Source organism: Roseococcus sp. (assembly GCF_965227005.1).
Taxonomy (GTDB): Bacteria; Pseudomonadota; Alphaproteobacteria; order Acetobacterales; family Acetobacteraceae; genus Roseococcus.
The window spans coordinates 207,008-227,924 of sequence record NZ_CBDDFJ010000036.1; the positions used below are offsets into that span (position 1 = coordinate 207,008).

General features: G+C 69.9%; 22 protein-coding genes. 16 read left to right on the forward strand and 6 right to left on the reverse strand.

Translation table 11 applies throughout. The features are described 5' to 3' along the window. Window positions 1-2 precede the first annotated feature (2 nt). From ACO057_RS18280 to ACO057_RS18290, 3 genes are read left to right on the forward strand one after another with little or no spacing between them, the layout of a single operon-like run. Window positions 3-956, forward strand: a complete 954-nt coding sequence (locus ACO057_RS18280; RefSeq protein ID WP_421994111.1) for a 2-hydroxyacid dehydrogenase — start codon at window positions 3-5, stop codon at window positions 954-956. Between the two features lie 22 nt (window positions 957-978). After that, window positions 979-1,902 (forward strand): dihydrodipicolinate synthase family protein, encoded by a 924-nt coding sequence (locus ACO057_RS18285; RefSeq protein WP_421994113.1) that lies wholly within the window; start codon window positions 979-981, stop codon window positions 1,900-1,902. A 35-nt stretch (window positions 1,903-1,937) separates the two neighbouring features. Beyond that, on the forward strand, window positions 1,938-2,909 hold the full coding sequence (locus ACO057_RS18290) for a Bug family tripartite tricarboxylate transporter substrate binding protein (protein ID WP_421994115.1): 972 nt from the start codon (window positions 1,938-1,940) through the stop codon (window positions 2,907-2,909). 5 nt (window positions 2,910-2,914) lie between these two features. On the opposite strand, the gene ACO057_RS18295 is transcribed toward ACO057_RS18290, so the two are convergent. The 4 genes from ACO057_RS18295 to ACO057_RS18310 are packed head-to-tail and all read right to left on the reverse strand — an operon-like array spanning window position 2,915 to window position 6,133. Beyond that, window positions 2,915-3,880: a Bug family tripartite tricarboxylate transporter substrate binding protein gene (locus tag ACO057_RS18295; RefSeq protein ID WP_421994117.1), complete on the reverse strand. Its 966-nt coding sequence runs from the start codon at window positions 3,878-3,880 to the stop codon at window positions 2,915-2,917. Between the two features lie 60 nt (window positions 3,881-3,940). After that, complete coding sequence (locus ACO057_RS18300; protein WP_421994119.1) at window positions 3,941-4,585, reverse strand: hopanoid-associated phosphorylase; 645 nt, start codon at window positions 4,583-4,585, stop codon at window positions 3,941-3,943. Then, on the reverse strand, window positions 4,578-5,942 hold the full coding sequence (locus tag ACO057_RS18305; RefSeq protein WP_421994121.1) for an amidase: 1,365 nt from the start codon (window positions 5,940-5,942) through the stop codon (window positions 4,578-4,580). The genes ACO057_RS18300 and ACO057_RS18305 overlap by 8 nt, the downstream gene beginning before the upstream one ends. Then, window positions 5,939-6,133, reverse strand: coding sequence for a hypothetical protein (locus ACO057_RS18310; RefSeq protein WP_421994123.1), 195 nt, complete (start codon window positions 6,131-6,133; stop codon window positions 5,939-5,941). The genes ACO057_RS18305 and ACO057_RS18310 overlap by 4 nt, the downstream gene beginning before the upstream one ends. 280 nt (window positions 6,134-6,413) lie before the next feature. On the opposite strand from ACO057_RS18310, the gene ACO057_RS18315 reads away from it, so the two are divergent. The 7 genes from ACO057_RS18315 to ACO057_RS18345 all read left to right on the forward strand — a co-directional run bounded on the left by ACO057_RS18315 (window position 6,414) and on the right by ACO057_RS18345 (window position 11,921). After that, on the forward strand, window positions 6,414-7,580 hold the full coding sequence (locus ACO057_RS18315; RefSeq protein ID WP_421994125.1) for a CaiB/BaiF CoA transferase family protein: 1,167 nt from the start codon (window positions 6,414-6,416) through the stop codon (window positions 7,578-7,580). Beyond that, window positions 7,577-8,470: a hydroxymethylglutaryl-CoA lyase gene (locus ACO057_RS18320; protein WP_421994126.1), complete on the forward strand. Its 894-nt coding sequence runs from the start codon at window positions 7,577-7,579 to the stop codon at window positions 8,468-8,470. Before ACO057_RS18315 ends, ACO057_RS18320 begins: the two co-directional genes overlap by 4 nt. A 139-nt stretch (window positions 8,471-8,609) precedes the next feature. Then, the gene (locus ACO057_RS18325) at window positions 8,610-9,287 is read left to right on the forward strand and encodes a 50S ribosomal protein L25/general stress protein Ctc (RefSeq protein ID WP_421994128.1); all 678 of its coding nucleotides are present in this window, start codon (window positions 8,610-8,612) and stop codon (window positions 9,285-9,287) included. Between the two features lie 24 nt (window positions 9,288-9,311). Next, the gene (gene pth / locus ACO057_RS18330) at window positions 9,312-9,887 is read left to right on the forward strand and encodes an aminoacyl-tRNA hydrolase (RefSeq protein WP_421994130.1); all 576 of its coding nucleotides are present in this window, start codon (window positions 9,312-9,314) and stop codon (window positions 9,885-9,887) included. Further along, window positions 9,884-10,333 (forward strand): hypothetical protein, encoded by a 450-nt coding sequence (locus ACO057_RS18335; protein ID WP_421994132.1) that lies wholly within the window; start codon window positions 9,884-9,886, stop codon window positions 10,331-10,333. The genes pth and ACO057_RS18335 overlap by 4 nt, the downstream gene beginning before the upstream one ends. A 13-nt stretch (window positions 10,334-10,346) precedes the next feature. After that, window positions 10,347-11,441 carry a redox-regulated ATPase YchF gene (gene ychF, locus ACO057_RS18340; RefSeq protein ID WP_421994134.1) on the forward strand — a complete coding sequence of 365 codons (1,095 nt, stop codon included), beginning with the start codon at window positions 10,347-10,349 and terminating at the stop codon, window positions 11,439-11,441. A gap of 18 nt (window positions 11,442-11,459) precedes the next feature. Further along, window positions 11,460-11,921, forward strand: coding sequence for an MgtC/SapB family protein (locus tag ACO057_RS18345; protein ID WP_421994635.1), 462 nt, complete (start codon window positions 11,460-11,462; stop codon window positions 11,919-11,921). A 15-nt stretch (window positions 11,922-11,936) separates the two neighbouring features. Here the strand turns inward: ACO057_RS18345 and ACO057_RS18350 are convergent, their stop codons facing one another. Both ACO057_RS18350 and ACO057_RS18355 read right to left on the reverse strand, forming a co-directional pair. Beyond that, window positions 11,937-12,836 carry an MBL fold metallo-hydrolase gene (locus tag ACO057_RS18350; RefSeq protein WP_421994136.1) on the reverse strand — a complete coding sequence of 300 codons (900 nt, stop codon included), beginning with the start codon at window positions 12,834-12,836 and terminating at the stop codon, window positions 11,937-11,939. Window positions 12,837-12,869: 33 nt separating this feature from the next. Next, window positions 12,870-12,995: a DUF1674 domain-containing protein gene (locus tag ACO057_RS18355; protein WP_421994138.1), complete on the reverse strand. Its 126-nt coding sequence runs from the start codon at window positions 12,993-12,995 to the stop codon at window positions 12,870-12,872. Window positions 12,996-13,088: 93 nt separating this feature from the next. On the opposite strand from ACO057_RS18355, the gene htpX reads away from it, so the two are divergent. The 6 genes from htpX (at window position 13,089) to ACO057_RS18385 (ending at window position 20,829) form a co-directional block, all read left to right on the forward strand. Then, window positions 13,089-14,003 (forward strand): zinc metalloprotease HtpX, encoded by a 915-nt coding sequence (gene htpX, locus ACO057_RS18360; RefSeq protein ID WP_421994140.1) that lies wholly within the window; start codon window positions 13,089-13,091, stop codon window positions 14,001-14,003. A gap of 123 nt (window positions 14,004-14,126) precedes the next feature. Next, window positions 14,127-15,188, forward strand: coding sequence for a TRAP transporter substrate-binding protein (locus ACO057_RS18365; RefSeq protein WP_421994142.1), 1,062 nt, complete (start codon window positions 14,127-14,129; stop codon window positions 15,186-15,188). Window positions 15,189-15,190: 2 nt separating this feature from the next. Further along, window positions 15,191-15,796, forward strand: a complete 606-nt coding sequence (locus tag ACO057_RS18370) for a TRAP transporter small permease subunit (RefSeq protein WP_421988608.1) — start codon at window positions 15,191-15,193, stop codon at window positions 15,794-15,796. Continuing rightward, window positions 15,793-17,157: a TRAP transporter large permease gene (locus ACO057_RS18375; protein ID WP_421988607.1), complete on the forward strand. Its 1,365-nt coding sequence runs from the start codon at window positions 15,793-15,795 to the stop codon at window positions 17,155-17,157. The genes ACO057_RS18370 and ACO057_RS18375 overlap by 4 nt, the downstream gene beginning before the upstream one ends. 19 nt (window positions 17,158-17,176) lie before the next feature. Continuing rightward, window positions 17,177-19,210 (forward strand): hydantoinase/oxoprolinase family protein, encoded by a 2,034-nt coding sequence (locus tag ACO057_RS18380; protein WP_421994144.1) that lies wholly within the window; start codon window positions 17,177-17,179, stop codon window positions 19,208-19,210. Then, on the forward strand, window positions 19,210-20,829 hold the full coding sequence (locus ACO057_RS18385; protein ID WP_421994146.1) for a hydantoinase B/oxoprolinase family protein: 1,620 nt from the start codon (window positions 19,210-19,212) through the stop codon (window positions 20,827-20,829). Before ACO057_RS18380 ends, ACO057_RS18385 begins: the two co-directional genes overlap by 1 nt. Window positions 20,830-20,917: the final 88 nt, after the last annotated feature.

The following is a 20,917-nucleotide window of genomic DNA, read 5'->3' on the forward strand; positions in this document are numbered from 1 at the left end:
CGATGCTGATCCGCATCGTCGGCGCGCACGCTCCGCAGGCGGCGCGCCTGCGCGAACTGCTCGGCCCGGGCTATGAGGTCGTGCCCATGCCGAAGTTGCCGGTGGAAGGACCGATCCAGGCGGACGTCCTTGTCTCCACGCATGTGACCGCGGACGAGGCGGCGCGGCTGGAATGTCGCCTGCTCCAGACGCCGAGCGCCGGGCTGGACGGCCTCGCCCTGGCCGCGCTGCCGCCGGGCTGCACCGCCTGCAACGTCTTCGAGCACGAGATCCCCGTCGCCGAATACGCCGTCTTCGCCGTGCTGGAGCATGTGCTGGAACTGGCGAAGCTCCCGGCCCAACTGGATTCCCGAAGCTGGCCGGCGGTCCTCGCCGATCGGCCCTTCCATGGCGAAGCGAGCGGCCGGAGCATGACCCTGGTCGGCTTCGGCCATATCGGCCGCATGATCGCGACGCGCGCCCGCGCGCTGGGCCTGCGCATCACCGCCCTCACCCGTCGCGGCCAGCCCGATCCGGCGGCGGATCGCAGCCTCCCCGTGACGCGCCTGCACGAGATATTGCCGGGGACCGATGTGCTCGTCCTCTGCTGCCCCTTGGACGAGAACACGCGCGGCCTGATCGGCGCGCCAGAGCTGGCCGCGATGAAGCCCTCCGCTCTGCTCATCAACGTCGCGCGCGCGGAGGTTGTGGAAGAGCAGGCGCTGTTCGAGGCCCTGCGCGACCGTCGCATCGCCCGCGCCGCCGTGGACGTCTGGTACCGCTACCCCAAGCCGGGCGAGGCGGAATGCCCGCCCTCGCGCTTCCCCTTCCAAACCCTGCCGAACCTGCGCGCCACGCCGCATGTCGCCGGCTGGACGCATGGGCTGATGGAGCGGCGCTACGCCTTCATCGCCGAGAACATCGGGAGGCTGGCGCGAGGCGCGCCGTTGGAGAATGTTGTGCGACCGCCCGCATAGAGGCTGAGAAGAGGACACGGACATGCTCGACCACATCAAGGGCGTCTACATTATCGCCCAGACGCCCTTCGCCGAGGACGGCGCGCTGGATCTGCCCAGCATCGATACGCTGACCGATTTCTACTTCCGCCATCGGGCCGATGGGCTGACCGTGCTGGGCGTGAGCGGGGAGAGCGGCAAGCTCGGCGCGGAGGAGGCGCTGGCCGTGGCCGAACGCTTCATCCAGCGGGCGAAGGGCCATCCGGTGATCGTGGGCGTCAGCAATCCGAGCCTGGCCGCCCTTGCCGAACTGGCCGGGCGGGTGATGGATCGCGGCGCGGCGGGGGTGATGATCGCCCCGCCCGGCGGTACCCGCACGGAGGAGGAGCTCTTCGGCTATTTCGACGCCGTGTTCCGCCGCATCGGCCAGGTGCCGACCGTGCTGCAGGACTTCCCCTTCTCGACCGGCGTGTGGATGTCCGTGCCGTCGATGCTGCGGCTGATCGAGGCCTTCCCGCAGATCCAGGTGGTGAAGGCGGAGGACATCCCGAGCCCTGCCAAGATCTCCCGCCTGCGCGCCTCGCAGGGCCGGCGCGTGGCGATCCTGACGGGCAATAACGCGCTTTATCTGCCGACGGAGATGGACCATGGCGCGGACGGCCCCATGGCCGGCTTCTCCCATCCCGAGATGCTGTCGGAGGTGTATCGCCTGCATGCCTCGGGCCAGCGCGAGGCGGCGCGCGACGTCTTCGACCGCTATCTGCCGCTGCTGAACTACGAAGGCCAGGGCTTCTGGGGTGTGGCCGCGCGCAAGGAGGTGCTGCGCCGGCGCGGCGCCATCCGCAGCGGGGCCATGCGCCAGCCCGGGCCCCGGCTGACGCCGGAGGACCTGCGCGACATCGACCTGTTGCTGGAGCGGCTGGGCCGTTCCCTCGCCGAAGCAGGAAAAACAGCTGCCGCAGCCTGACGGACGGGTTAGGGTTACGCAGGGAGAAAACAAAAATGAATCGTCGTTTCCTAATGGGGGCCGCCTTGGGCGCCGCGTCGTCGCCGCTTGCGGCCCCGGCCCTGCGCGCCCAGACCTTCGACCACACCATCCGCTTCGTCATCCCCAATGCGCCGGGCGGGACCAGCGATATCCTCGCCCGGCTCATGGCGCCGGAGCTGACGCGCAGCCTCGGCCAGAATGTGGTGGTGGAGAACCGGCCCGGCGCCGGCGGCAATATCGGCGGCGATTTCGTGGCCAAGAGCCCGCCCGACGGCCACACCGTGCTGCTGCTGGATGTGACGACGCTGGCGACCAATCCGGCACTCTTCCCGCGGCTGTCCTACAAGCCCTCGGACCTCGCCCCTGTCAGCATGGTCATCTACGCGCCCTATATCCTGGGCGTGGCCAACAACCTGCCGATCCGCGACGCGGCGGGGCTCGTCGCCCATGCCAAGGCGCATCCCAATACGCTGAACGCGGCGAATTCCGGCACCGGGACCGCCTCGCATCTCACCGCCGTCATGCTGGAGAACGCCTGGGCCACGCCGATCACGCATGTGCCCTATCGCGGCGGGGCGCCCGCGCTGCTCGCCGTCAGCACGGGCGAGGCGAGCTTCACCCTGGCGGGCGCCACGCAGTCCCTGCCTTTCGCGACGAACGGCCAGATGCGGGCCGTGGCCGTGACGGGCGCGAACCGCTTCGCCACCCTGCCGCAGGTGCCGACCTTCCGGGAGCTGGGCTGGCCGGGCGCCGATGCCGGAACCTGGCAGGGCGCACTCGTCTCCGCCGGCACGCCGCCCGTCCTCATCAACCGCCTGCACGCCGCGATGCGCGACGCGCTGGCCCAGCCCCTGATCGCCACGCGGATCGCCGAGCTCGGCGCCACGCCGCGCACCGACGGACCGGACGCCTTCGCGAGCTGGCTGACGGAGCAGACGGAGGTCTACACCCGGCTCATCCGCGAGCGGGACATCCGGGCCGAGTGAAGCGCCTATTCGGGCTCGATCCCGGCCGCGCGGATCGCATTCGTCCACTTCACGGTCTCGCTGCGGACGAAGGCGGCCGCCTCTTCCGGTGAGGAGGGCGTGACCGCCATGCCCAGGGTGTCGCCGAGGCGCTGGCGCAGTTCCGGGCTCGCGGCGGCCTGGCGCACGGCGGCGTTGAGCCGCGCGATGGCCGGCGCGGGCGTCGCCGCCGGCACGGCCATCACGAACCAGGCGAAGAGCTCGTAGGCGGGCAGGCTGGCCGCCTCGGCCACCGTCGGCACCTCCGGAAGCTGCGGCGAGCGCGTCTTGGTTGTGGCTCCCAGCACGCGCAGCTGTCCGCCCTGGGCCGCCGGCAGGATCACCGCCTGGTCGGCCACGAAGACGTCCACGCGCCCGGCGATCAGATCCTGCACGGCGAGCGGCGAGGAGCGGTAGGGCACGTGCAGCATGCGCACGCCCGCCATGGAGGCCAGCATCTCCGTCGCCACGCGCTGCGAGGCGGAGGCGGAGGCGTAGGAGACGGCCTCGGGCCGCGCGCGGGCGGCGGCCAGCAGATCGTTCAGCGTCCGATGCGGGCTGTTCTGCGACACGGCGACGAGCAGCGGCACCGAGGCCAGCAGCGAGACGAAGGCGAAGTCGCGCTCCATGTCGAAGGGCACGCGGCGGAACAGGGCATTGGCGGCGGCATTGGTCGAATTGGTGCCGAAGAGCAGCGTCAGCCCGTCCGGTGTCGCGCGGGCCACGGATTCCGCGCCGATGAGCCCCGAGGCCCCGGCGCGGTTCTCGATCACCACGGGCTGTCCCAGCGTCTCGCGCATGCGCTCGGAGAAGAGGCGCGCGACGATGTCGGTGGCGCTGCCGGCGGCGAAGGGAACGATGCCGCGCACGGGGGCGCCGGGCCATTCCTGGGCGATGGCGGGCGCGGCGAGGCCCGATGTGGCGACAGCGGCGAGCAGCGCGCGACGGTGCATGGTTGTTTCCTCCGGGTGTTCGTTTCGGCAGTAGGCTGGCGCGGGCCGGCCGGCAAGGGATCAGGCGATCGCCCGCCCCAGCGCCGCATGGGCCTTGGCGCTGACCTTGCCGAGGCGGATCAGCGCCGGCAATTCCCATGGCCGGCGTGTCAGGGACAGCAGCACGCGCAGCACGGCGGGCGAGCCGTCCGGACGGAGGCCCACCGCCGCCGCCTGGGGCAGCACGTCCTCGGGGCCGTCGGCCACGACTCGCAGCGCCGCGAAGGGGATGCCCCGCGCCAGGGCGAAGCGCGCGGCGACGCCACTCTCCATGTCCACCGCCGCCGCGCGGGTCGCGCGGTGCAGGGCGCGCTTGGCCTCCACCGAGGCGAGCAGCGTATCGCTGGCCGCCAGGATGGCCGAGGCCGCCGAAGTCCGCCGGACCAGGGCCGCGCGCCACTCCGCATCGACGGGAAGGCTCCCCGCCATCGAGCGCAGTGCCGTTGCGACGAAGAGGTCGCCCGTCGAAACCGAGGACGCGAGCCCGCCCGCGATGCCGAAGGAGAGCACGGCGGTCACGTCGCCGGGCAGCGCCTCCAGCAGCGCGGCCAGGCGGGCGGGATTGCCGCCCGAGATCACGACGCGCGTGCCCGAAGGCAGCAGCGCCGCCTCGCTCCTGAGCCCGACGGCGACGACGCCGCCGGGCGGCACCAGGGCCTCAGCCATCGAGCGGCGGCGCCATGTCCTTCCAGGGCGCGGCCCGTTCATAGCCCTGCGCCGCGCGCAGCAGCCGCGCCTCGGTGAAGGAGGGGCTGGCCAGCTGCAGCGACAGCGGAAGCCCGCCGGAGGACAGTCCGGACATCAGCGTCACCGCGGGATGGCCCGTCACGTTGAAGGGCGTGCGCGCCTGGCGCGGATAGGTGCGCTCCACCGTCTCGACGTCGTCGATGCGGCAGGCGGGATCCATGCTGCTGGCGGTCAGCAGCAGGTCCACCTCGGCGAAGGCGGCCTCGACGGCGGCGATGAGCTTCGTGCGATGCCGCGCGGCGTGCATCAGGTCCACGGCCGGGATGAAGAGGCCGGGCAGCAGGCGGCGCCGGGTCACGCCCGCATAGTAATCCGGTCGGGTCTTCAGCCATTCCTCGTGCACCACCGCCGCCTCGGATTGGAGGATGGTGCGGTTCACGGCGGCGAATTCGCTGAGCGGGGGCAAGGTGATCGTGCGGATCGTGGCGCCCTCGGCCTCCATGACCTTGGCCGCGGCCTCCAGCGCGGCCGCCATCTCGGCTTCCGCCGGCATGTCGGTCTCGTGGAAATGGCGCACGAAGCCGATGCGCAGGCCCTTCAGCCCCTGACCGAGGTCGCGGGTATAGTCCTCGCGCCCGCCGGTCATGACGTTGAGCATCAGCGCCGCATCCTCGACCGTGCGCGTCAGCGGGCCGACATGGTCGAGCGAGAAGGCGAGGGGGAAGACGCCCTCGCGCGAGACCAGCTCATAGCTCGGCTTCAGCCCCACGATGCCGCAATGCGAGGCCGGATGGCGCACGCTGCCGCCGGTATCGGTGCCGAGGGCTGCAGGCAGCATCCGTGCTCCCACGGCCGCGCCGGACCCCGAGGAGGAGCCGCCCGGGTGATGCGCCCGGTTCCAGGGATTGCGCGCGGGCGGGAAGGGGAGATCGAAGGCCGGGCCGCCGATCGCGAATTCATGCGTCGAGAGCTTGCCGGGGAAGACGGCGCCGGCCTCGCGCAGCAGGGCCACGACGGCGGCGTCGCGATCGGCCTTGTGGTCCAGCCGCTGCTTCGAATGGCAGGTCGTGGGATGGCCCGCGAGGTCGATGATGTCCTTGATGCCGATGGGGATGCCATGCAACGGCGAGCGCGGGCCGTTGCGCATGATCTCGGCCTCGGCGGCCTTGGCGCCGGCGCGGGCCTCCACTTCGGTCAGGCGGATGAAGGCGTTGAGCCGCGGGTCGTGCGCGGCGATGCGCGCCAGGCAATCCTCCAGCAATTCCACTGGCGACAGCTTGCGCTCGGCGATCTGACGACCGGCCTCGGCGAGGCTGAGCTGATGCGGCGCGCTCATCGGCCCGCTTCCTGGGCGACGGGCGCCCGGTGGGCAGGGGTGGGCTCCAGCGTCGGATCGCTGGTGCGGGGAAGGCCGGCGCGCTGCCGCAGGACGGTGGCCACCGCGTCGCGAACGTCGTCCGGATAGGCGCGCGCGGTTTCATCCAGGCCTGCGGCGCGGATCAGGGCCGCCAGGGTCGCGTCATCCATCGGGAATCTCTCGTGCTTGGAAGGCCCAGCTTGGCCCATGCCACCGCGCACGAAAAGCAGGGGGCGGATGCGGGCATCCGCCCCCTGAAGGTGGGAGGCCGCCGGGCCAGGAAACCTTCGGCGGCGATCCTTGGGAGTTGGGAGGGGTCGGGGGACAGCTCCCGAGGAGAAGGATCGCCGCCCTGGCTTAACGGCGCGTTAGTGCCGTGGAGAAAATCCGCCCGAGGTTCCGCCCATCCCCGCTTTTCGCTATCCAGGCTGGATCACCGGGGGAAGACGCATGCTGCCGCTGCAGGGAATGAAGATCGTGGAGCTCGGCCATTACATCGCCGCTCCCTTCTGCACGCGGCTGCTCGCCGATCTCGGCGCGGAGGTCATCAAGGTCGAGCCGCCGGGCGGCGATCCCTTCCGCGGCTGGGGCGCGCAGAAGGACGGGCATTCCGTCTGGTTCAGCGTGCATGGCCGCAACAAGCTCTCCGTCACGCTCGACCTGAAGAGCGAGGAGGGCAAGCGCCGCGTGAAGGCGCTCTGCGCCCGCGCCGACGCCATGGTCGAGAATTTCCGCCCCGGCTATCTGGAGCGGATCGGCCTGGGCCCGGAGGTTCTCCATGCCGAAAATCCCGGCCTCGTGATCGCGCGCATCAGCGGCTACGGCCAGGACGGCCCCTATCGCGACAAGCCGGCCTTCGGCGCGATCGGCGAGGCGATGGGCGGGCTGCGCCACCTGACCGCGCATCCGGGCGTGACCGACCATCCGCCGCCGCGCTGCGGCGTCTCCATCAGCGACGACCTGGCCGGGATGTATGCGGCGATGACGCTGGTCTCCGCCTGCTGGGGACGGGACACGAAGGGCCAGAAGGGCCGCGTGCTCGACCTCGACCTGGTGAGCAGCGTCTTCAGCCTCAGCGAGGGCATGCTGCCCGAGCACGGCCTCTTCGGCTGGGTGCGCCAGCCGGCCGGCGCGGCGATCACCACGGCCGCGCCCACCAACACCTATCTCTGCGCCGATGGGAAATGGCTCTGCATCGCCGGCAATTCGGACCTGATCTTCCGCCGGCTCATGGCGATGATCGGCCGCGCCGACATCGCCGCCGATCCGCGCATGGCGACCAATGGCGGCCGCTGCGCCCATGCCGCCGAGCTGGACGCCGCCATCGCCGCCTGGACGAAGACGCTGCCGGCCGTCGCGGCCGAAGCCGCGCTGGACGCGGCCGAGGTACCCTGCTCGCGCCTCTACGACATCGCCGACTGCGCCGCCGACCCGCATTTCCGCGCCCGCGAGATGGTGATGGAGGTGCAGGACCCGCTGCTCGGCCCCGTGCTGCACCCCGCGCCGCCCTTCCGGCTGGATGGCGTCGCGCCCTCGGACATGGTCCGTTGGACGGGACGCGCCGCCGGCGCCGACAACGATCACGTCTTTCACGAAATTCTGGGGGAAACCCGATGAAGGTCACGCTTTCCGAGGTCAGTCCGCGCGACGGGCTGCAGCCGATCACGAACTTCGTCCCGACCGAGACGAAGATCGCCCTGGTCCGTGCGCTGCACGAGGCCGGCGTCACGCGGATGGAGGTGGGCAGCTTCGTCAGTCCCCGCGCGATTCCGCAGATGGCCGATACGGGCGAGGTGCTGAAGGTGGCCAAGCAGCTCGAGGGCCTGGAATGCACCGTGCTGGTGCCCAACCGCCGCGGCTTCGAGACGGCCGTGGCCTCGGGCGCGGATCGCCTCGGCCTCTTCATGTCGCTGACCGAGGGGCACAACAAGGCCAATCTCAATCGCACGCGGATGGAGAGCTTCACCGATCTGGCGGCCATCGTCCGCGACACGCCCAAGGGGATGAAGATCCGCTTCAACCTCTCCTGCACCTTCCATTGCCCCTTCGAGGGCGTGGTGCCCGAGGCCGAGGCGCTGGAATGGGTGGAGCGCGTCCAGGAGCTGAATCCCGAGATGGAGGTCGCGCTCTGCGACACCACCGGCAATGCCGCGCCCGACCAGGTGGGCCGGCTGATGCGCCATTCCGTCGAGAACTGGGGTTCGCGTTTCGCCTTCCACGGGCATGACACCTACGGCATGGGTCTCGTCAACATGGCCGCCGCCTGGGAGGCCGGCTGCCGGGTCTTCGATGCGGGCTCGGGCGGAATCGGCGGCTGCCCCTATGCGCCGGGCGCCACGGGTAACACGGCCATGGAGGATGCGGTCTGGATGTTCGGCCGCATGGGAGTCGAGACGGGGATGAACTGGCCGCGGCTGATCGCGGCGGCGGACATGGCCGCGGCGATTCCCGGCGCGCTGCCGGGCGGGCGGGTGCGCGGCGTGCCCGGCGCCCGCGCCGCCGCCTGAGCCAAGCGGCAGAGGCATGTCCATTTCGGGGCTTGGCGACCCAACCCCGATCCCCTAGACACCGCGGCAAGGTGGCACCCCTGGAGGCCACCGGTTTCCGCATGTGCGGAAGCGAACACACCCAATAGGAGCGAGTAGCATGGTCCAAACGATCAGGATCGAGGCTGCGGCGCGCGGGCGTTCCGGTAAGGGGGCGGCGCGTGCGACCCGGCGAGAGGGGCTTGTCCCCGGTGTTGTCTATGGGGCGAAGCAGGAGGCCACCCTGGTCGCCTTCGATCCCCGCGACATCATGAAGGAATTGCACAAGGGCGGCTGGCAGTCGCACCTGTACGAGGTTGCGGTCAAGGACGGCCCGACCGAGCGCGCCCTGATGCGCGACATTCAGTTCGATCCCGTGACGGATCGTCCCCTGCACATCGACTTCCAGCGCCTTGCCGCTGGCGCGCGCATCCGCGTGAAGGTTCCGGTGGCCTTCCTCAACGAGGAAACCTCCCCGGGTCTGAAGGCCGGTGGCGTGCTGAACGTCGTCCGTCGCGAAGTCGAAGTGCTGGCCGATCCCGATGCGGTGCCGGAGAAGTTTGAGATCGATCTGGCCGAAGCCAAGATCGGTGACAGCCTTCGCTGGTCCGCCGTGAAGGACGCCAGCGGCACCAAGCCCGTGATCGCGGACCGTGACTTCGTCGTCGCGACCGTGGCCGCCCCGACCGTGGTCGAGGACGCCCCGATCGGCGTTCCCGCCGCGCCCGAGGCCGCCAAGCAGAAGAACCCGCCCGGCGCGGGCTCGACGTCCACCAAGGGCCCTGCGAAGAAGAAGTAAGGCTGAAGAAGTAAGGGTTGGGCCATGCTGCTTTGGGTGGGACTCGGCAATCCCGGGTCGGAGCACGCGAAGCAGCGGCACAACATTGGCTTCATGGCGCTCGACGCCATCGCACGCCGCCACGGGTTTTCCCCGTGGCGGTCCAAATTCAAGGGCGAGGTATCCGAAGGCTCCCTCGGGGGCCAGAAGATCCTCCTCCTCAAGCCCATGACCTATATGAATGCCAGCGGCGATGCGGTTCAGGCCGCCGCCGGCTTCCACAAGATTCCCGCCTCAGACATCTGGGCCTGGCATGACGAGCTCGATCTCGCGCCGGGCAAGGTCAAGGTGAAGAAGGGCGGCGGCGCGGCCGGCCATAACGGGCTGCGCGACATGCAGCGCGCCATGGCCACCCCCGATTACGGACGCATCCGCCTCGGCATCGGCCATCCGGGCCACAAGGACCGCGTGACGGGCCACGTGCTCGGCAATTTCGCCAAGGTGGACGACTGGGTGGAGCCGCTGCTCGATGCTCTGGCCGATGCGGCGCCCATGCTCGCCCAGGGCAAGCCCGAGGATTTCATGACGCGGGTGGCGCTGCTCACCCAAGAGAGCAAGTGATGGAGCCCATGGAGGTAGACGAGTTCTTCGGCGGCCCCGGCCCCGAGGACCTGCTCAACGCGGCGGCCGCCATCGCCCAGGCGCTGCGCCAGTTCGCCGCCGTAGAGGCCCAGGCCGCCGGCGGCCTGCGCGCCTGCCTGCCCAGCGCGACCGATGCCGGTCCCATCAGCGACATCCGCCGCGCGAAGTCGATTGCCGCTGCCGCCACCGAGGCCGCCAGCCGCGCCGCGCTGCTGCTGGAGGCGGCCGATATCCTGGCCCCCGGCGGCACCGTCGCCGAGATCGCCACGGCACTCGCCGCCGCCACGAAGCGCGCCGGCCTGCCGCCCAGGGTGCTGGTGCCGCAGCTGCGCGCCGCCGCCCTTTCCCTGCCGACGGACGACGCCTCCGCGCGCATCGCCGCCTCCATCCGCGTGCACGAACTGGCTGCCGCGCTCAACGCCTGATCGGACGAAGAACATGGGTTTCAACTGCGGCATCGTCGGCCTGCCCAACGTGGGCAAGTCCACCCTTTTCAACGCGCTGACGCAGACCGTCGCGGCGCAGGCGGCGAATTATCCCTTCTGCACCATCGAGCCCAATGTGGGCCGCGTGGCGGTGCCCGATCCGCGCCTGCAGCAGCTGGCCACCATCGGCAAGAGCCAGAAGATCATCCCGACCAGCCTGGAATTCGTGGACATCGCGGGCCTGGTCCGCGGTGCCTCCAAGGGTGAGGGGCTGGGCAACCAGTTCCTGGGCAATATCCGCGAGGTGGATGCCATCGTGCATGTGCTCCGCTGCTTCGAGGATGGCGACGTCACCCATGTGGACGGCGCGGTGGATCCCATCCGCGACGCCGAGACGGTCGAGACCGAGCTCATGCTGGCCGACCTCGACAGCCTGGAGAAGCGCGTCCCCGCGCTGCAGAAGAAGGCCCGCGGCAACGACAAGGAAGCCGCCGCGCAGCTCGCGCTGATGGAGCCCATCCTGGCCGCCCTGCAGGCCGGCCGCGCCGCGCGCACCGCCGTGCCCAAAGGCGAGGAGGAGGCCGTCTCGAAGTTCGGCCTGATGACGAGCAAGCCCGTGCTGTACGTCTGCAACGTGGAAGAGGGCTCGTCCGCCACCGGCAATGCGCATAGCGAGCGCGTGATGGCCTTCGCCAAGGCCGAGGGCGCGCGCGCCGTGATCGTCAGCGCCGCCATCGAGGCCGAGATCGCCCAGATGGCCGAGGCCGATCGCGGCGAGTTCCTGGAGACGCTGGGCCTGGCGGATAGCGGCCTGGACCGCGTCATTCGCGCCGGCCACGACCTGCTCGGCCTCATCACCTATTTCACGGTGGGCCCCAAGGAGACGCGGGCCTGGACCATCACCAAGGGCATGACCGCGCCCCAGGCCGCCGGCGTGATCCATGGCGATTTCGAGCGCGGCTTCATCGCGGCCGAGACCATCGGCTATGACGACTACATCGCCTACAAGGGCGAACAGGGCGCCAAGGAAGCCGGCAAGATGCGCGTCGAGGGCAAGACCTATATCGTGCGCGACGGCGACGTGATGCTTTTCCGCTTCAACGTGTAAGTCGCGAGGGGAGTGGCGATGTTCGATTGGGTTTTCCGGGTTCTGGAAAGCGATCCCACCGCTGTCGTGCTCCCCATCGCCTGCCTTTGCGGGTTGCTGATCGGCACCGAGCGCGAAATACGCGGCCATCGTGGGCAACTGCGCGTCTGCGTTCTGGTCTGCGTGGCGGCGGCGGCCTTTTCCGATCTTGTCGTGACGCGCGCCGACAGTTCGAACTGGGCCAATGGCTTTGGCGCCATCGCCCAGGGCGTGGGCTTTCTTGGCGCCGGCCTGATCATGAAGGACGGGCCAACCGTGCGTGGCGTCTCCACGGCGGCGACGCTCTGGTGCGTGGCTGCCGCCGGCGCCGCGGCGGGGGCGCGCGAGATTGTCTCCGCCCTGATGGTCACTCTGATCGTGCTCGGCGTGAACGTTGTGCTGCGCCCGATCAATCTCTGGGCTCGCCGTCATGAGGCCAAGGGCGGCGTGGACTTCGAATAGCGCCGCGACGCGAAGCTAATCCAGTACGGCCGCTGCCGTCGCGGTGACCGGCACCTTCAGGTAGCGCACGCCGTTGCTCTCGGCCGGCGGAAAGCGTCCGGCACGGACGTTCACCTGGATCGAGGGCAGCAGCAGCGTCGGCGCGGGAAGCGTGGCGTCGCGCGTCGTGCGGAAGGCGACGAATTCCTCCTCCGTCTGGCCGTCCTTCACATGCGGGTTGTGCTGGCGCTGCTCGGCAACGGTGCTCCGCCAGGCGAAGCTGTCGCGGCCCGGTGCCTTGTAGTCGTGGCACATCCACAGCCGGGTCTCGGCCGGCAGGGCCAGCAGGCGCTGGATGGAGCGGAACAGCGTGCGCGCATCGCCGCCGGGGAAGTCGCAGCGCGCGGTGCCGTAGTCGTGCATGAAGAGCGTGTCGCCGACGAAGACGTCGCCGGACGCCTCCGCATTGCCGCCGCGCACATGATAGGCGACGCAGGCCGGCGTATGGCCGGGCAGGTGCATCGCCTCCACCTCGAGCATGCCGATCCGCAGCCGCGCGCCATCCGTGAAGAGCAGGTCGAAATCGCCGCCTTCGGGCGCGATGCCCTCCAGGTTGAAGACCGGCCGGAAGATCCGCTGCACCTCGGTGATCCGCGAGCCGATGCCGATCGGCGCGCCCGTGCGCGCCTTGAGGAAGGGCGCGGCGGAGAGATGGTCCGCATGCACATGGGTCTCGAGGATATGGGTGATCCGCCACCCGTCGGAATCGGCTGCCGCCAGGATCGCCTCGGCCGAACGCGTATCGGCCGTGCCGGCCCGGTGATCCCAGTCGAGCACGGGATCGATGACGGCGGCCTCGCGCGTGACGGGATCGCCGAGGAGGTAGCTCACCGTATTCGTCGCCGGATCGAAGAAGGCCTGGATATGCGGACCCATGATCATCTCCCTCGGAAATTCGGCCGTCCGTGCTCAGAAATCGCTGACGCGGCCTTTGCGTTCCCAGTCATTATAGCGTGTGGGCTCGGGGCCGGCAGGGCCGCCATCCTCGCTGGCGGGCGAGGAATAGGGGCGCTTGGGCCGGTCGAACTTGGTCAACGGTGGCGCGGTTCGCGGCGTTGCTGCGGGGGTAGGGGGCTTTTCGTCCTCGGTCATCCTCCCGATTTGGGGCGAAAGGAGCGATAACGGAAGATGCTCAGGACATTCATTCTGCTGGCGGGGCTCACCGCGGTCTTCATGGCGGTCGGTTACATGCTCGGCGGCTCGGGCGGCGCGACCATCGCGCTGGTCATCGCGGCGGGCATGAACCTCTTCGCCTGGTGGGGCAGCGACCGCATGGTGCTGCGCATGCACAACGCCCAGCCGGTGACGCCCGCCGAGGCGCCGCAGCTCTACCGGATGGTGGAGGGGCTGGCGGCGCGCGCGGGCCTGCCCATGCCCGCGCTCTACGTCATCCACGAGGATCAGCCCAACGCCTTCGCCACCGGCCGCAGCCCCGCGAGGGGCGCCGTCGCCGTGAACACCGGCCTGCTCGACCTCATGACCGAGCAGGAGGTGGCGGGCGTCGTCGCCCATGAGCTCGCGCATATCAAGCATCGCGACACGCTCCTCATGGCGGTGACGGCGACGCTGGCCGGCGCCATCGGCTTCCTCACCCAGTTCGGCATGATCGCGCGCGGGCGTGGCGACCAGCGGGGCGGACCGGGCCTTATCGGCGGGATCCTGCTCATGATCCTCGGGCCGATGGCGGCCGGCCTCGTGCAGATGGCCATCAGCAGGGCGCGGGAATTCGAGGCGGATGCCGAAGGGGCGCGCATCTGCGGCAACCCGGCCTGGCTCGCCAATGGCCTCGCCAAGCTGGAGCGCGGCAAGGCCGGCCATGTGAACGAGACGGCCGAGGCCAATCCGGGCAGCGCCCATATGTTCATCATCAACCCGCTTTCGGGCCTGCGGCTGGATCGCCTCTTCGCCACCCACCCGCCGACGGAAGAGCGCATCGCCCGTCTGATGGCCATGACGGGCGGCGCGCCGATGGCGATTCCGCCGCCCGCGGCGCAGGGGAGCTCGCCCTGGACCGCTCCCGCCAAGCGCAACCCTTGGGCATGACGCCCGGCAATTGCCGGTTGGCGAGGCAGGGAGGGGAGTAAGCGCGGGAACCATCGGCGAGGGTGGGCTATGCGATTTGCGGGACCGTGCCATGCTGCGGTCGCTCGAATTGGAGAATGTCCCATGTTCCGCACTGGTCTGGCTGCGATGCTCGGTATCGTGGCCCTCGCTGCTCCAGCCCTGGCGCAGACCATTCCGCCCGGCCCTCGTGTTGCGATCACGGCGGTGACGCAGCCCTTGCCCACGCAGCCGCAATACGTGCTCGACCAGCGCATTTTGCGTGACGGCCTGCGCGAGCGCAGCGGCGGTCGCATCGAGATGACGCTGGCGAGCCATGCCGAGCGGAACCTCTCGGGCAACGAGATCGTCCGGCTGGTTCGCTCCGGCCAGGCCGAGATCGGCGCCGGCACCCTCTCCACCCTCTCGGGCGACGTGCCCATCCTCGACGGCGTGGACCTCGCCGGCCTCGCGCCCGATATCGGCCTGGCCCGTCGCATCGCCGACGCCATGACGCCCGTCGCCAATCGCGACCTGGAGCGCTTCGGCGTCCGCATCATGGCGATGTTCCCCTTCCCCGCGCAGGTGCTCTTCTGCCGCACGCCCTTCGCCACGATGGCCGATCTGCGCGGGCGGCGCGTCCGCACCTTCGGCAACAGCCTCGTCGATTTCTACGCCGCCCTCGGCGCCCAGCCGACCTCCATCGGCTTCCCCGAGGTCTATTCGGCCCTGGAGCGCGGCGTGGTGGATTGCGCCATCACCGGCTCCGGCTCGGGCGTCGCCGCCCGCTGGCCCGAGGTCTCGACCCATATCAGCGACCTGCCGGTCAGCTGGGCCGTCGCCGCCTATATCGTGAACCTCAACTGGTTCAACCGCCTGGAGCCGCCGGTGCGCGAGCTCATCGAGGCGACCTTCCGCCAGCTCAGCGACGCGCAATGGGAGCTCGGCGCCACGGGGACGCGCGACGGCATCGACTGCGCCACGGGCAATCGCGACAACTGCCGCATCCACACCCTGGCCGCGCGCCCCATGACCGAGGTCAAGGCCAGTGACGCCGACAAGGCCGAGACGCGGCGCATCTTCCAGCAGGTCGTGCTGCCCGGCTTCGTGCGCCGCTGCGGCGCGCGCTGCGGCGAGATCTACAACCAGGTGATCGCTCCCCTCTCGGGCGTGCGGTTCGGCGGCTGAGCGTGCTGCGCTTCGCCACGCAGCTCCGCCGCGGCGCCACGGCGGTGGCGGCGTTCATGGCCTGGGTCGCGGGCTGGAACTACGTCGCCTGCGCCCTCTTCATCACCGGCGACATCGTCGGCCGCAACGTCTTCGGCGTCTCCTCGGCCGCGACCGTGGAGATCACCGGCTACATGCTCGCCTGCGGCATCGCCTGGGCGCTGGCCCATACCCTGGCCTGCCGCGCGCATATCCGCGTCGACGTGCTGGTGACGCGCATGCCGCTGCGCCTGCGCGCGCCGCTGCACCTCTTCTCGCTGGCGCTGCTCATCGCCTTCGCGGCCTTCACCGCCTGGGTCGCCTGGGAGCTGGTGGACGAAAGCGCGCTCTTCGACGCCCATGACAATTCGGCCCTGCGGGTGCCCATGGTGATCCCGCAAGGCCTCTGGGCCGTCGGCATCACCGCCTTCCTGGCGATGACGCTGGTGCTGATGCTGGAGGGCACGCTCGCCCTCCTGCTCGGCCAGCCCGAACAGCTCGACCGGCTGCTCGGCTCGCGCACGATCGACGACGAGGCGGAGGAAGCCCTCGAGGCTGTCGCCATGGCACGCGAGGGCTCCACGACTTGATCGCAATCGTTTTCCTGCTCGGACTGCTCGGCGTCGTCCTCTTCGCCGCGGCCTCGGGGGCGCAGGCCCTGCCCATCGCCGAGATCCTGATGCTGATCGGCATCTTCGTCGTCTTCTTCGGATCGGGCGTCTATATCGCCGCCGTGCTCGGCGTGCTCGCCTTCCTCACCGGCTTCCTGTTCAGCGACCGCCCCTGGTGGAACTTCGCCGGACAGACGCTCTGGGGGCCGTCCTCCAACTTCGTGCTCGTCGCGGTGCCGCTCTTCCTGCTGATGGGCGAGATCCTGCTGCGCGCGGGCCTGTCGGACCGATTGTACCGCGCGCTCAACGTCTGGCTGAACCGCCTGCCGGGCGGGCTGCTGCACACCAATATCGTCAGCTGCGCGGTGTTCAGCGCCATCAGCGGATCGAGCGTCGCCACCGCCGCCACCATGGGCTCGGTCGCGCTGCCCTTCTTCCAGGGCACCAAGTACAACCAGCGTTGGGTGCTGGGCTCGCTGGCGGCCGGCGGCGCGCTGGGCAACCTGATTCCCCCGGGCATCACCTTCATCATCTACGGCCTGATCACCGAGACCTCGGTGGGCGCGCTCTATATCGCGGCCCTGCTGCCCTCGATCCTGGTGACGGGGATGTTCCTGGCGCTGATCGCCTGGCACGGCCACCGCAACCCGATGGAAAAGCCGCCCAAGCTGCCGCTGGGCATGAAGATCCGCGCGCTGCGCGACCTGATCCCCACGGTGCTGCTGATCGTGCTCGTCCTGGGCTCCATCTATGCCGGCTGGGCGACGCCGACCGAGGCCGCGGCCCTGGGCGTCACGGGCGCGATGTTCTTCGCGGCCCTCGAGCGCAAGCTGACCCTGCGGATGCTGCACGCCTCGGCCGAGGCCACGGCGCGCAACACCGCGCTGCTGGGGCTGATCATCTTCGGCGCCTATCTGCTGAACTACATCCTGACGACCATCAACGTGCCCCAGGCGCTGGCCGCACTCATCTCCGACCTGCCGCTGCCGCCCTGGGCCATCATGCTCTGCATCATCGGGCTGTACTTCGCGCTCGGCACCTTCATGGAGGGCTTCTCCATGATCATCACCACCGTGCCGGTCATCTTCCCGGTGGTCGTGGCCCTGGGCTACGATCCCATCTGGTTCGGCGTGATCGTGACCATGCTCGTCGAGATCGCACAGATCAGCCCGCCAGATGGAACCGTCATGTATGTGCTCCAGGGTATGCGACCCAAGGCAGGACCCATCACAGATGTCTTCGTGGGCGTCATGCCCTTCCTCCTTGTCTACCTCGGAGCCGTCATGCTGATGCTCATCTTCCCAGAAATCGCTCTCTGGCTACCACGAATATTGTCCTGACCTTCTGGAATTGAGTCACATGGAACAGCGCCCGGTCCGCATCGCCGTCGACATCGGCGGGACCTTCACCGACCTTCAAATCCTGGACGCCCGCAAGGGCCGCGTGGTGGCCTGGAAGACGCCCACCACGCCAGCCGATCCCTCCGAGGGCCTGCTGATCGGCGTGCGCGAGGCGGCCGAACGCTTCGGCTTCGCGCTGGCCGATGTGGGCCTGCTCCTGCACGGCACCACCATCGCGACCAATGCGGTGCTGGAGCGCAAGCTGGCCCGCGGCGTGCTCGTCACCACGGCCGGCTTCGAGGACGTATTGGAGATCACGCGGCACTTCCGCCGTGACATCTACGGTCTTGCGCCCGATCCCTTCCCCTGTCTGATCGAACGCGACCTGCGCTTCGGCGTGGCCGAGCGCGTGCGCGCTGATGGCAGCGTGGAACTTCCGCTTGGCGATCTCGCGCCCATGCTGGAGAGGCTGAAGGCGGCGAAGCCCGAGGCCATCGCGATCGGCCTGCTGCATGCCTATGCGAACCCCGCGCATGAGCTCGCGCTGCGCGATGCGGTGCAGGCGGCGCTGCCGGGCATTCCCGTCAGCCTCTCCTCCGAGATCAGCCCCGAGATCCGTGAATACGAGCGCCTGTCCACCACGGTGCTGAACGCGGTGCTGATGCCCGTGGTGCAGAACTATTTGGCGCGGCTCGAGGCGCGGCTGGGCGAGGGTGGATTCTCGCCCCGCATCTTCCTCGTGCAGTCCAATGGCGGCATGTGCAGCCTGGCGCGCGCGGCCGCTCAGCCGGCGCGGCTGCTGCTCTCCGGCCCCTCGGGCGGCGCGCTGGCCGCCGAGCGGCTGTCGCGCCGCCTCTCGCGCCCCAACCTCGTGGCCGTGGACATGGGCGGCACCAGCTTCGACGTGAGCGTGGTGCAGGACCATCGCATCGGCCTGGTCACCCAGGGCGAGGTGGATCGCCTGCCGGTGCGCCTGCCGATGGTGGAGATGCGCACCATCGGCGCGGGCGGCGGTTCCATCGCGTCCGTCGATGCCTCGGGTCGCCTCACGGCGGGTCCGCGCAGCGCCGGCGCGCGACCGGGGCCGGTCTGCTATCGCCGTGGCGGCACCTTGCCGACCGTGACGGATGCGAATGCCGTGCTCGGCCGGATCGATCCCGATTTCTTCCTGGGCGGAGCCATGGCGCTCGATGTCGCCGCCGCCCGCGCGGCGATGGCCGAGCATGTGGGCAAGCCGCTCTCGCTGGACGTCGAGGCCGCGGCCGAGGGCGTGCTGCGCGTGACCAACGTGCAGCTGGCCTCCGCCGTGCGGCTCTCGCTCTTCGAGAAGGGGCTCGATCCGCGCGACTTCTCGCTGCTCTCCTTCGGCGGCGCCGGCGGCCTGCACGCGACCGAGGTGGCCGACGAGCTCGGCATCACCGAGGTCATCCTGCCGCGCGAGCCGGGCACGCTGTCCGCCTATGGCATTCTCTTCTCCGAGCTGGTGCAGGATCTGGCGCGCTCGCGCCTGCTCCGTGCCGAGCCGGACGCACTGCCCGAGATCGAGGCCGCCATCGCCACGCTGCGCGAGGAGGCGCTCGCGCGTCTCGTCGCCGATGGCGTGCCGGAGGCCGAGCGCGCCACCGAGATTTCGGCGGACCTGCGCTATCACGGCCAGGCCTTCGAGCTCCTCGTCCCCTGGCCCGAGGCGCCCGACCTGCCCGCGCTGATGACGCGCTTCCACGCGACGCACAAGGCGCGCTTCTCCTACGCCGCCGAGGACGAGAAGGTGGAAATCGTGACGCTACGCATGTCCGCCATCGGCCGCCTGCCCAAGCCCGCCGAGGAATCCGGCATCGCCGCCACCACGCGCGCAACGCCGACCTCGCGCGCCGTCTCGCAGGGCGGCAAGGCCACGCCCTGGCCCGTCTGGCGCCGCGAGACGCTGCATGCGGACGACGTGATCCAGGGCCCCGCCATCGTGGAGGAGGCCTTCGCCACCCATGTCATCGCCGCCGGCTGGCAGGCGAAGCTCGACCCCGAAGGCGCCATTGTCGCGCGGAGGATTGCGTGATGCTCGGACCCATCGAGATCGAGGTCATCCGCAATGCCCTCACCGCGGCGGCCGCGGAGATGGACGTCACCGTCTGGCGCACCAGCCGCAGCACCATCGTGCGCGAGCTGCTGGACTATTCCACCGCCGTCTTCGACGCGCAGGGCTGGAACCTCGCGCAGTCCGCGCGCATCCCCGGCCACCTCAACTCCATGAGCCACGCGCTGCGCGAGATTCTCGCGAATTTCGTGCCGCCGGAAGAATGGAACGAGGGCGACGTCGTCCTCACCAACGACCCCTATTGCGGCGGCCAGCACCTGCCGGACATCATCGCCTACAAGCCCGTCTTCCATGAGGGGCGGCGCATCGCCTTCGTCGGCACGCTCTGCCACCACATCGACGTGGGCGGCCTGGCGGCCGGCAGCTACGCGGCCAAGGCGACGGAGATCTTCCAGGAAGGCCTGCGCATCCCGCCGCTGAAGATTCTCGACCGGGGCGTTCGCAACGACGGCGTCTGGGCGATGATCCGCCAGAACATCCGCAAGCCGGACCTGCTGCTGGGCGACCTCTCCTCGCAGCTGGCCAGCCTCGATGTGGGGGCGGCCGCCCTGCTGCGTCTGGCGCGCCGCTTCGGCGCGGATGCCATGGTGGAGGCCGGGGACCGCATCCTGGCCATGAGCGAGGCCGGCATGCGCGTCGCCATCGCGGCCATGCCGGACGGCACCTATGAATTCACCGATTTCCTCGACGATGACGGCATCGATATCGGCGTGCCGATCCGCCTGCATGTCGCCGTCACCATCCAGGGCGACCAGGCCTCGGTGGATCTTTCGGGCTGCGGCCCGCAGGTGTCGGGGCCGACCAATGCGACGCTCGCCAGCACCAATGCGGCGGTGATGTTCGCGCTGATGTGCTGCGCCGATTCCTCGCTGCATATGAGCGCGGGCTGCTATCGCCCGATCAGCGTCATCGCGCCCGAGGGGCTGGTGGTGAATGCCCGCCATCCCGCGCCCGTCGCGCATCGCGTGGCCGTCACGCACCGGCTGCTGAACGCGATGAACGGCGCGCTGCATCAGGCGGTGCCGCACCTCATTCCCGCCGCCTATTACGGCAACAGCTATGTCACCACCTTCCAGACCGTCGCGCAGACGCGCGAGGTGCTGGTGGAGATCGAGATCGGCGGCTCGGGTGGGCATCCCTCCAAGGACGGCGTGAACGCCTTTGCCAGCGGCATGCACAACAACAGCAACATCCCCATCGAGATGATCGAGGCGCAGCTGCCGCTGACGGTCCTGCGCTACGGCCTGCGCGACGGCAGCGGCGGCGAGGGCCAGTTCCGCGGCGGGCTGGGTCTCGCGCGCGAATGGCGCGTGGACAGCCCGCGCTGCTTCTTCACCAGCAACATGGATCGCTTCGACCACGCGCCCTACGGCCTCGCCGGCGGTGGCGCGGCCCAGGTCGGCGCGCTGGTGCTGCGGCGCGACGGCGTGGAAACGCCCATCCCGCCCAAGACCGACAACCTGCCCCTGCGGAAGGGCGATGTGGTGCGGCTGGAGACCTCGGGCGGCGGCGGCTTCGGTCCTGTCGCGCAGCGGAGCCCGGCCGCGAAGGCGCATGACGAGGCGATGGGTTACCTATGAGCTTCGACCCGAGGGAGCACCGCCACGGTCCAGGCGTTTCGTGAGGGAAGGGCGCCAGCGCTGCCTTCTGCGGAAACGCCCCAACGGT

What these genes read in the sequence shown, in the direction of transcription:
- ACO057_RS18325 (WP_421994128.1), top strand. Translation starts at nt 8,610, where the DNA reads ATGGTCCAAACGATCAGGATCGAGGCTGCGGCGCGCGGGCGTTCCGGT.
- ACO057_RS18315 (WP_421994125.1), top strand. Translation starts at nt 6,414, where the DNA reads ATGCTGCCGCTGCAGGGAATGAAGATCGTGGAGCTCGGCCATTACATC.
- ACO057_RS18380 (WP_421994144.1), top strand. Translation starts at nt 17,177, where the DNA reads ATGGAACAGCGCCCGGTCCGCATCGCCGTCGACATCGGCGGGACCTTC.
- ACO057_RS18350 (WP_421994136.1), bottom strand. Translation starts at nt 12,836, where the DNA reads ATGGGTCCGCATATCCAGGCCTTCTTCGATCCGGCGACGAATACGGTG.
- ACO057_RS18295 (WP_421994117.1), bottom strand. Translation starts at nt 3,880, where the DNA reads ATGCACCGTCGCGCGCTGCTCGCCGCTGTCGCCACATCGGGCCTCGCC.
- ACO057_RS18280 (WP_421994111.1), top strand. Translation starts at nt 3, where the DNA reads ATGCTGATCCGCATCGTCGGCGCGCACGCTCCGCAGGCGGCGCGCCTG.
- pth (WP_421994130.1), top strand. Translation starts at nt 9,312, where the DNA reads ATGCTGCTTTGGGTGGGACTCGGCAATCCCGGGTCGGAGCACGCGAAG.
- htpX (WP_421994140.1), top strand. Translation starts at nt 13,089, where the DNA reads ATGCTCAGGACATTCATTCTGCTGGCGGGGCTCACCGCGGTCTTCATG.
- ACO057_RS18320 (WP_421994126.1), top strand. Translation starts at nt 7,577, where the DNA reads ATGAAGGTCACGCTTTCCGAGGTCAGTCCGCGCGACGGGCTGCAGCCG.
- ACO057_RS18285 (WP_421994113.1), top strand. Translation starts at nt 979, where the DNA reads ATGCTCGACCACATCAAGGGCGTCTACATTATCGCCCAGACGCCCTTC.
- ACO057_RS18300 (WP_421994119.1), bottom strand. Translation starts at nt 4,585, where the DNA reads ATGGCTGAGGCCCTGGTGCCGCCCGGCGGCGTCGTCGCCGTCGGGCTC.
- ACO057_RS18385 (WP_421994146.1), top strand. Translation starts at nt 19,210, where the DNA reads ATGCTCGGACCCATCGAGATCGAGGTCATCCGCAATGCCCTCACCGCG.
- ychF (WP_421994134.1), top strand. Translation starts at nt 10,347, where the DNA reads ATGGGTTTCAACTGCGGCATCGTCGGCCTGCCCAACGTGGGCAAGTCC.
- ACO057_RS18345 (WP_421994635.1), top strand. Translation starts at nt 11,460, where the DNA reads ATGTTCGATTGGGTTTTCCGGGTTCTGGAAAGCGATCCCACCGCTGTC.
- ACO057_RS18365 (WP_421994142.1), top strand. Translation starts at nt 14,127, where the DNA reads ATGTTCCGCACTGGTCTGGCTGCGATGCTCGGTATCGTGGCCCTCGCT.
- ACO057_RS18290 (WP_421994115.1), top strand. Translation starts at nt 1,938, where the DNA reads ATGAATCGTCGTTTCCTAATGGGGGCCGCCTTGGGCGCCGCGTCGTCG.
- ACO057_RS18310 (WP_421994123.1), bottom strand. Translation starts at nt 6,133, where the DNA reads ATGGATGACGCGACCCTGGCGGCCCTGATCCGCGCCGCAGGCCTGGAT.
- ACO057_RS18305 (WP_421994121.1), bottom strand. Translation starts at nt 5,942, where the DNA reads ATGAGCGCGCCGCATCAGCTCAGCCTCGCCGAGGCCGGTCGTCAGATC.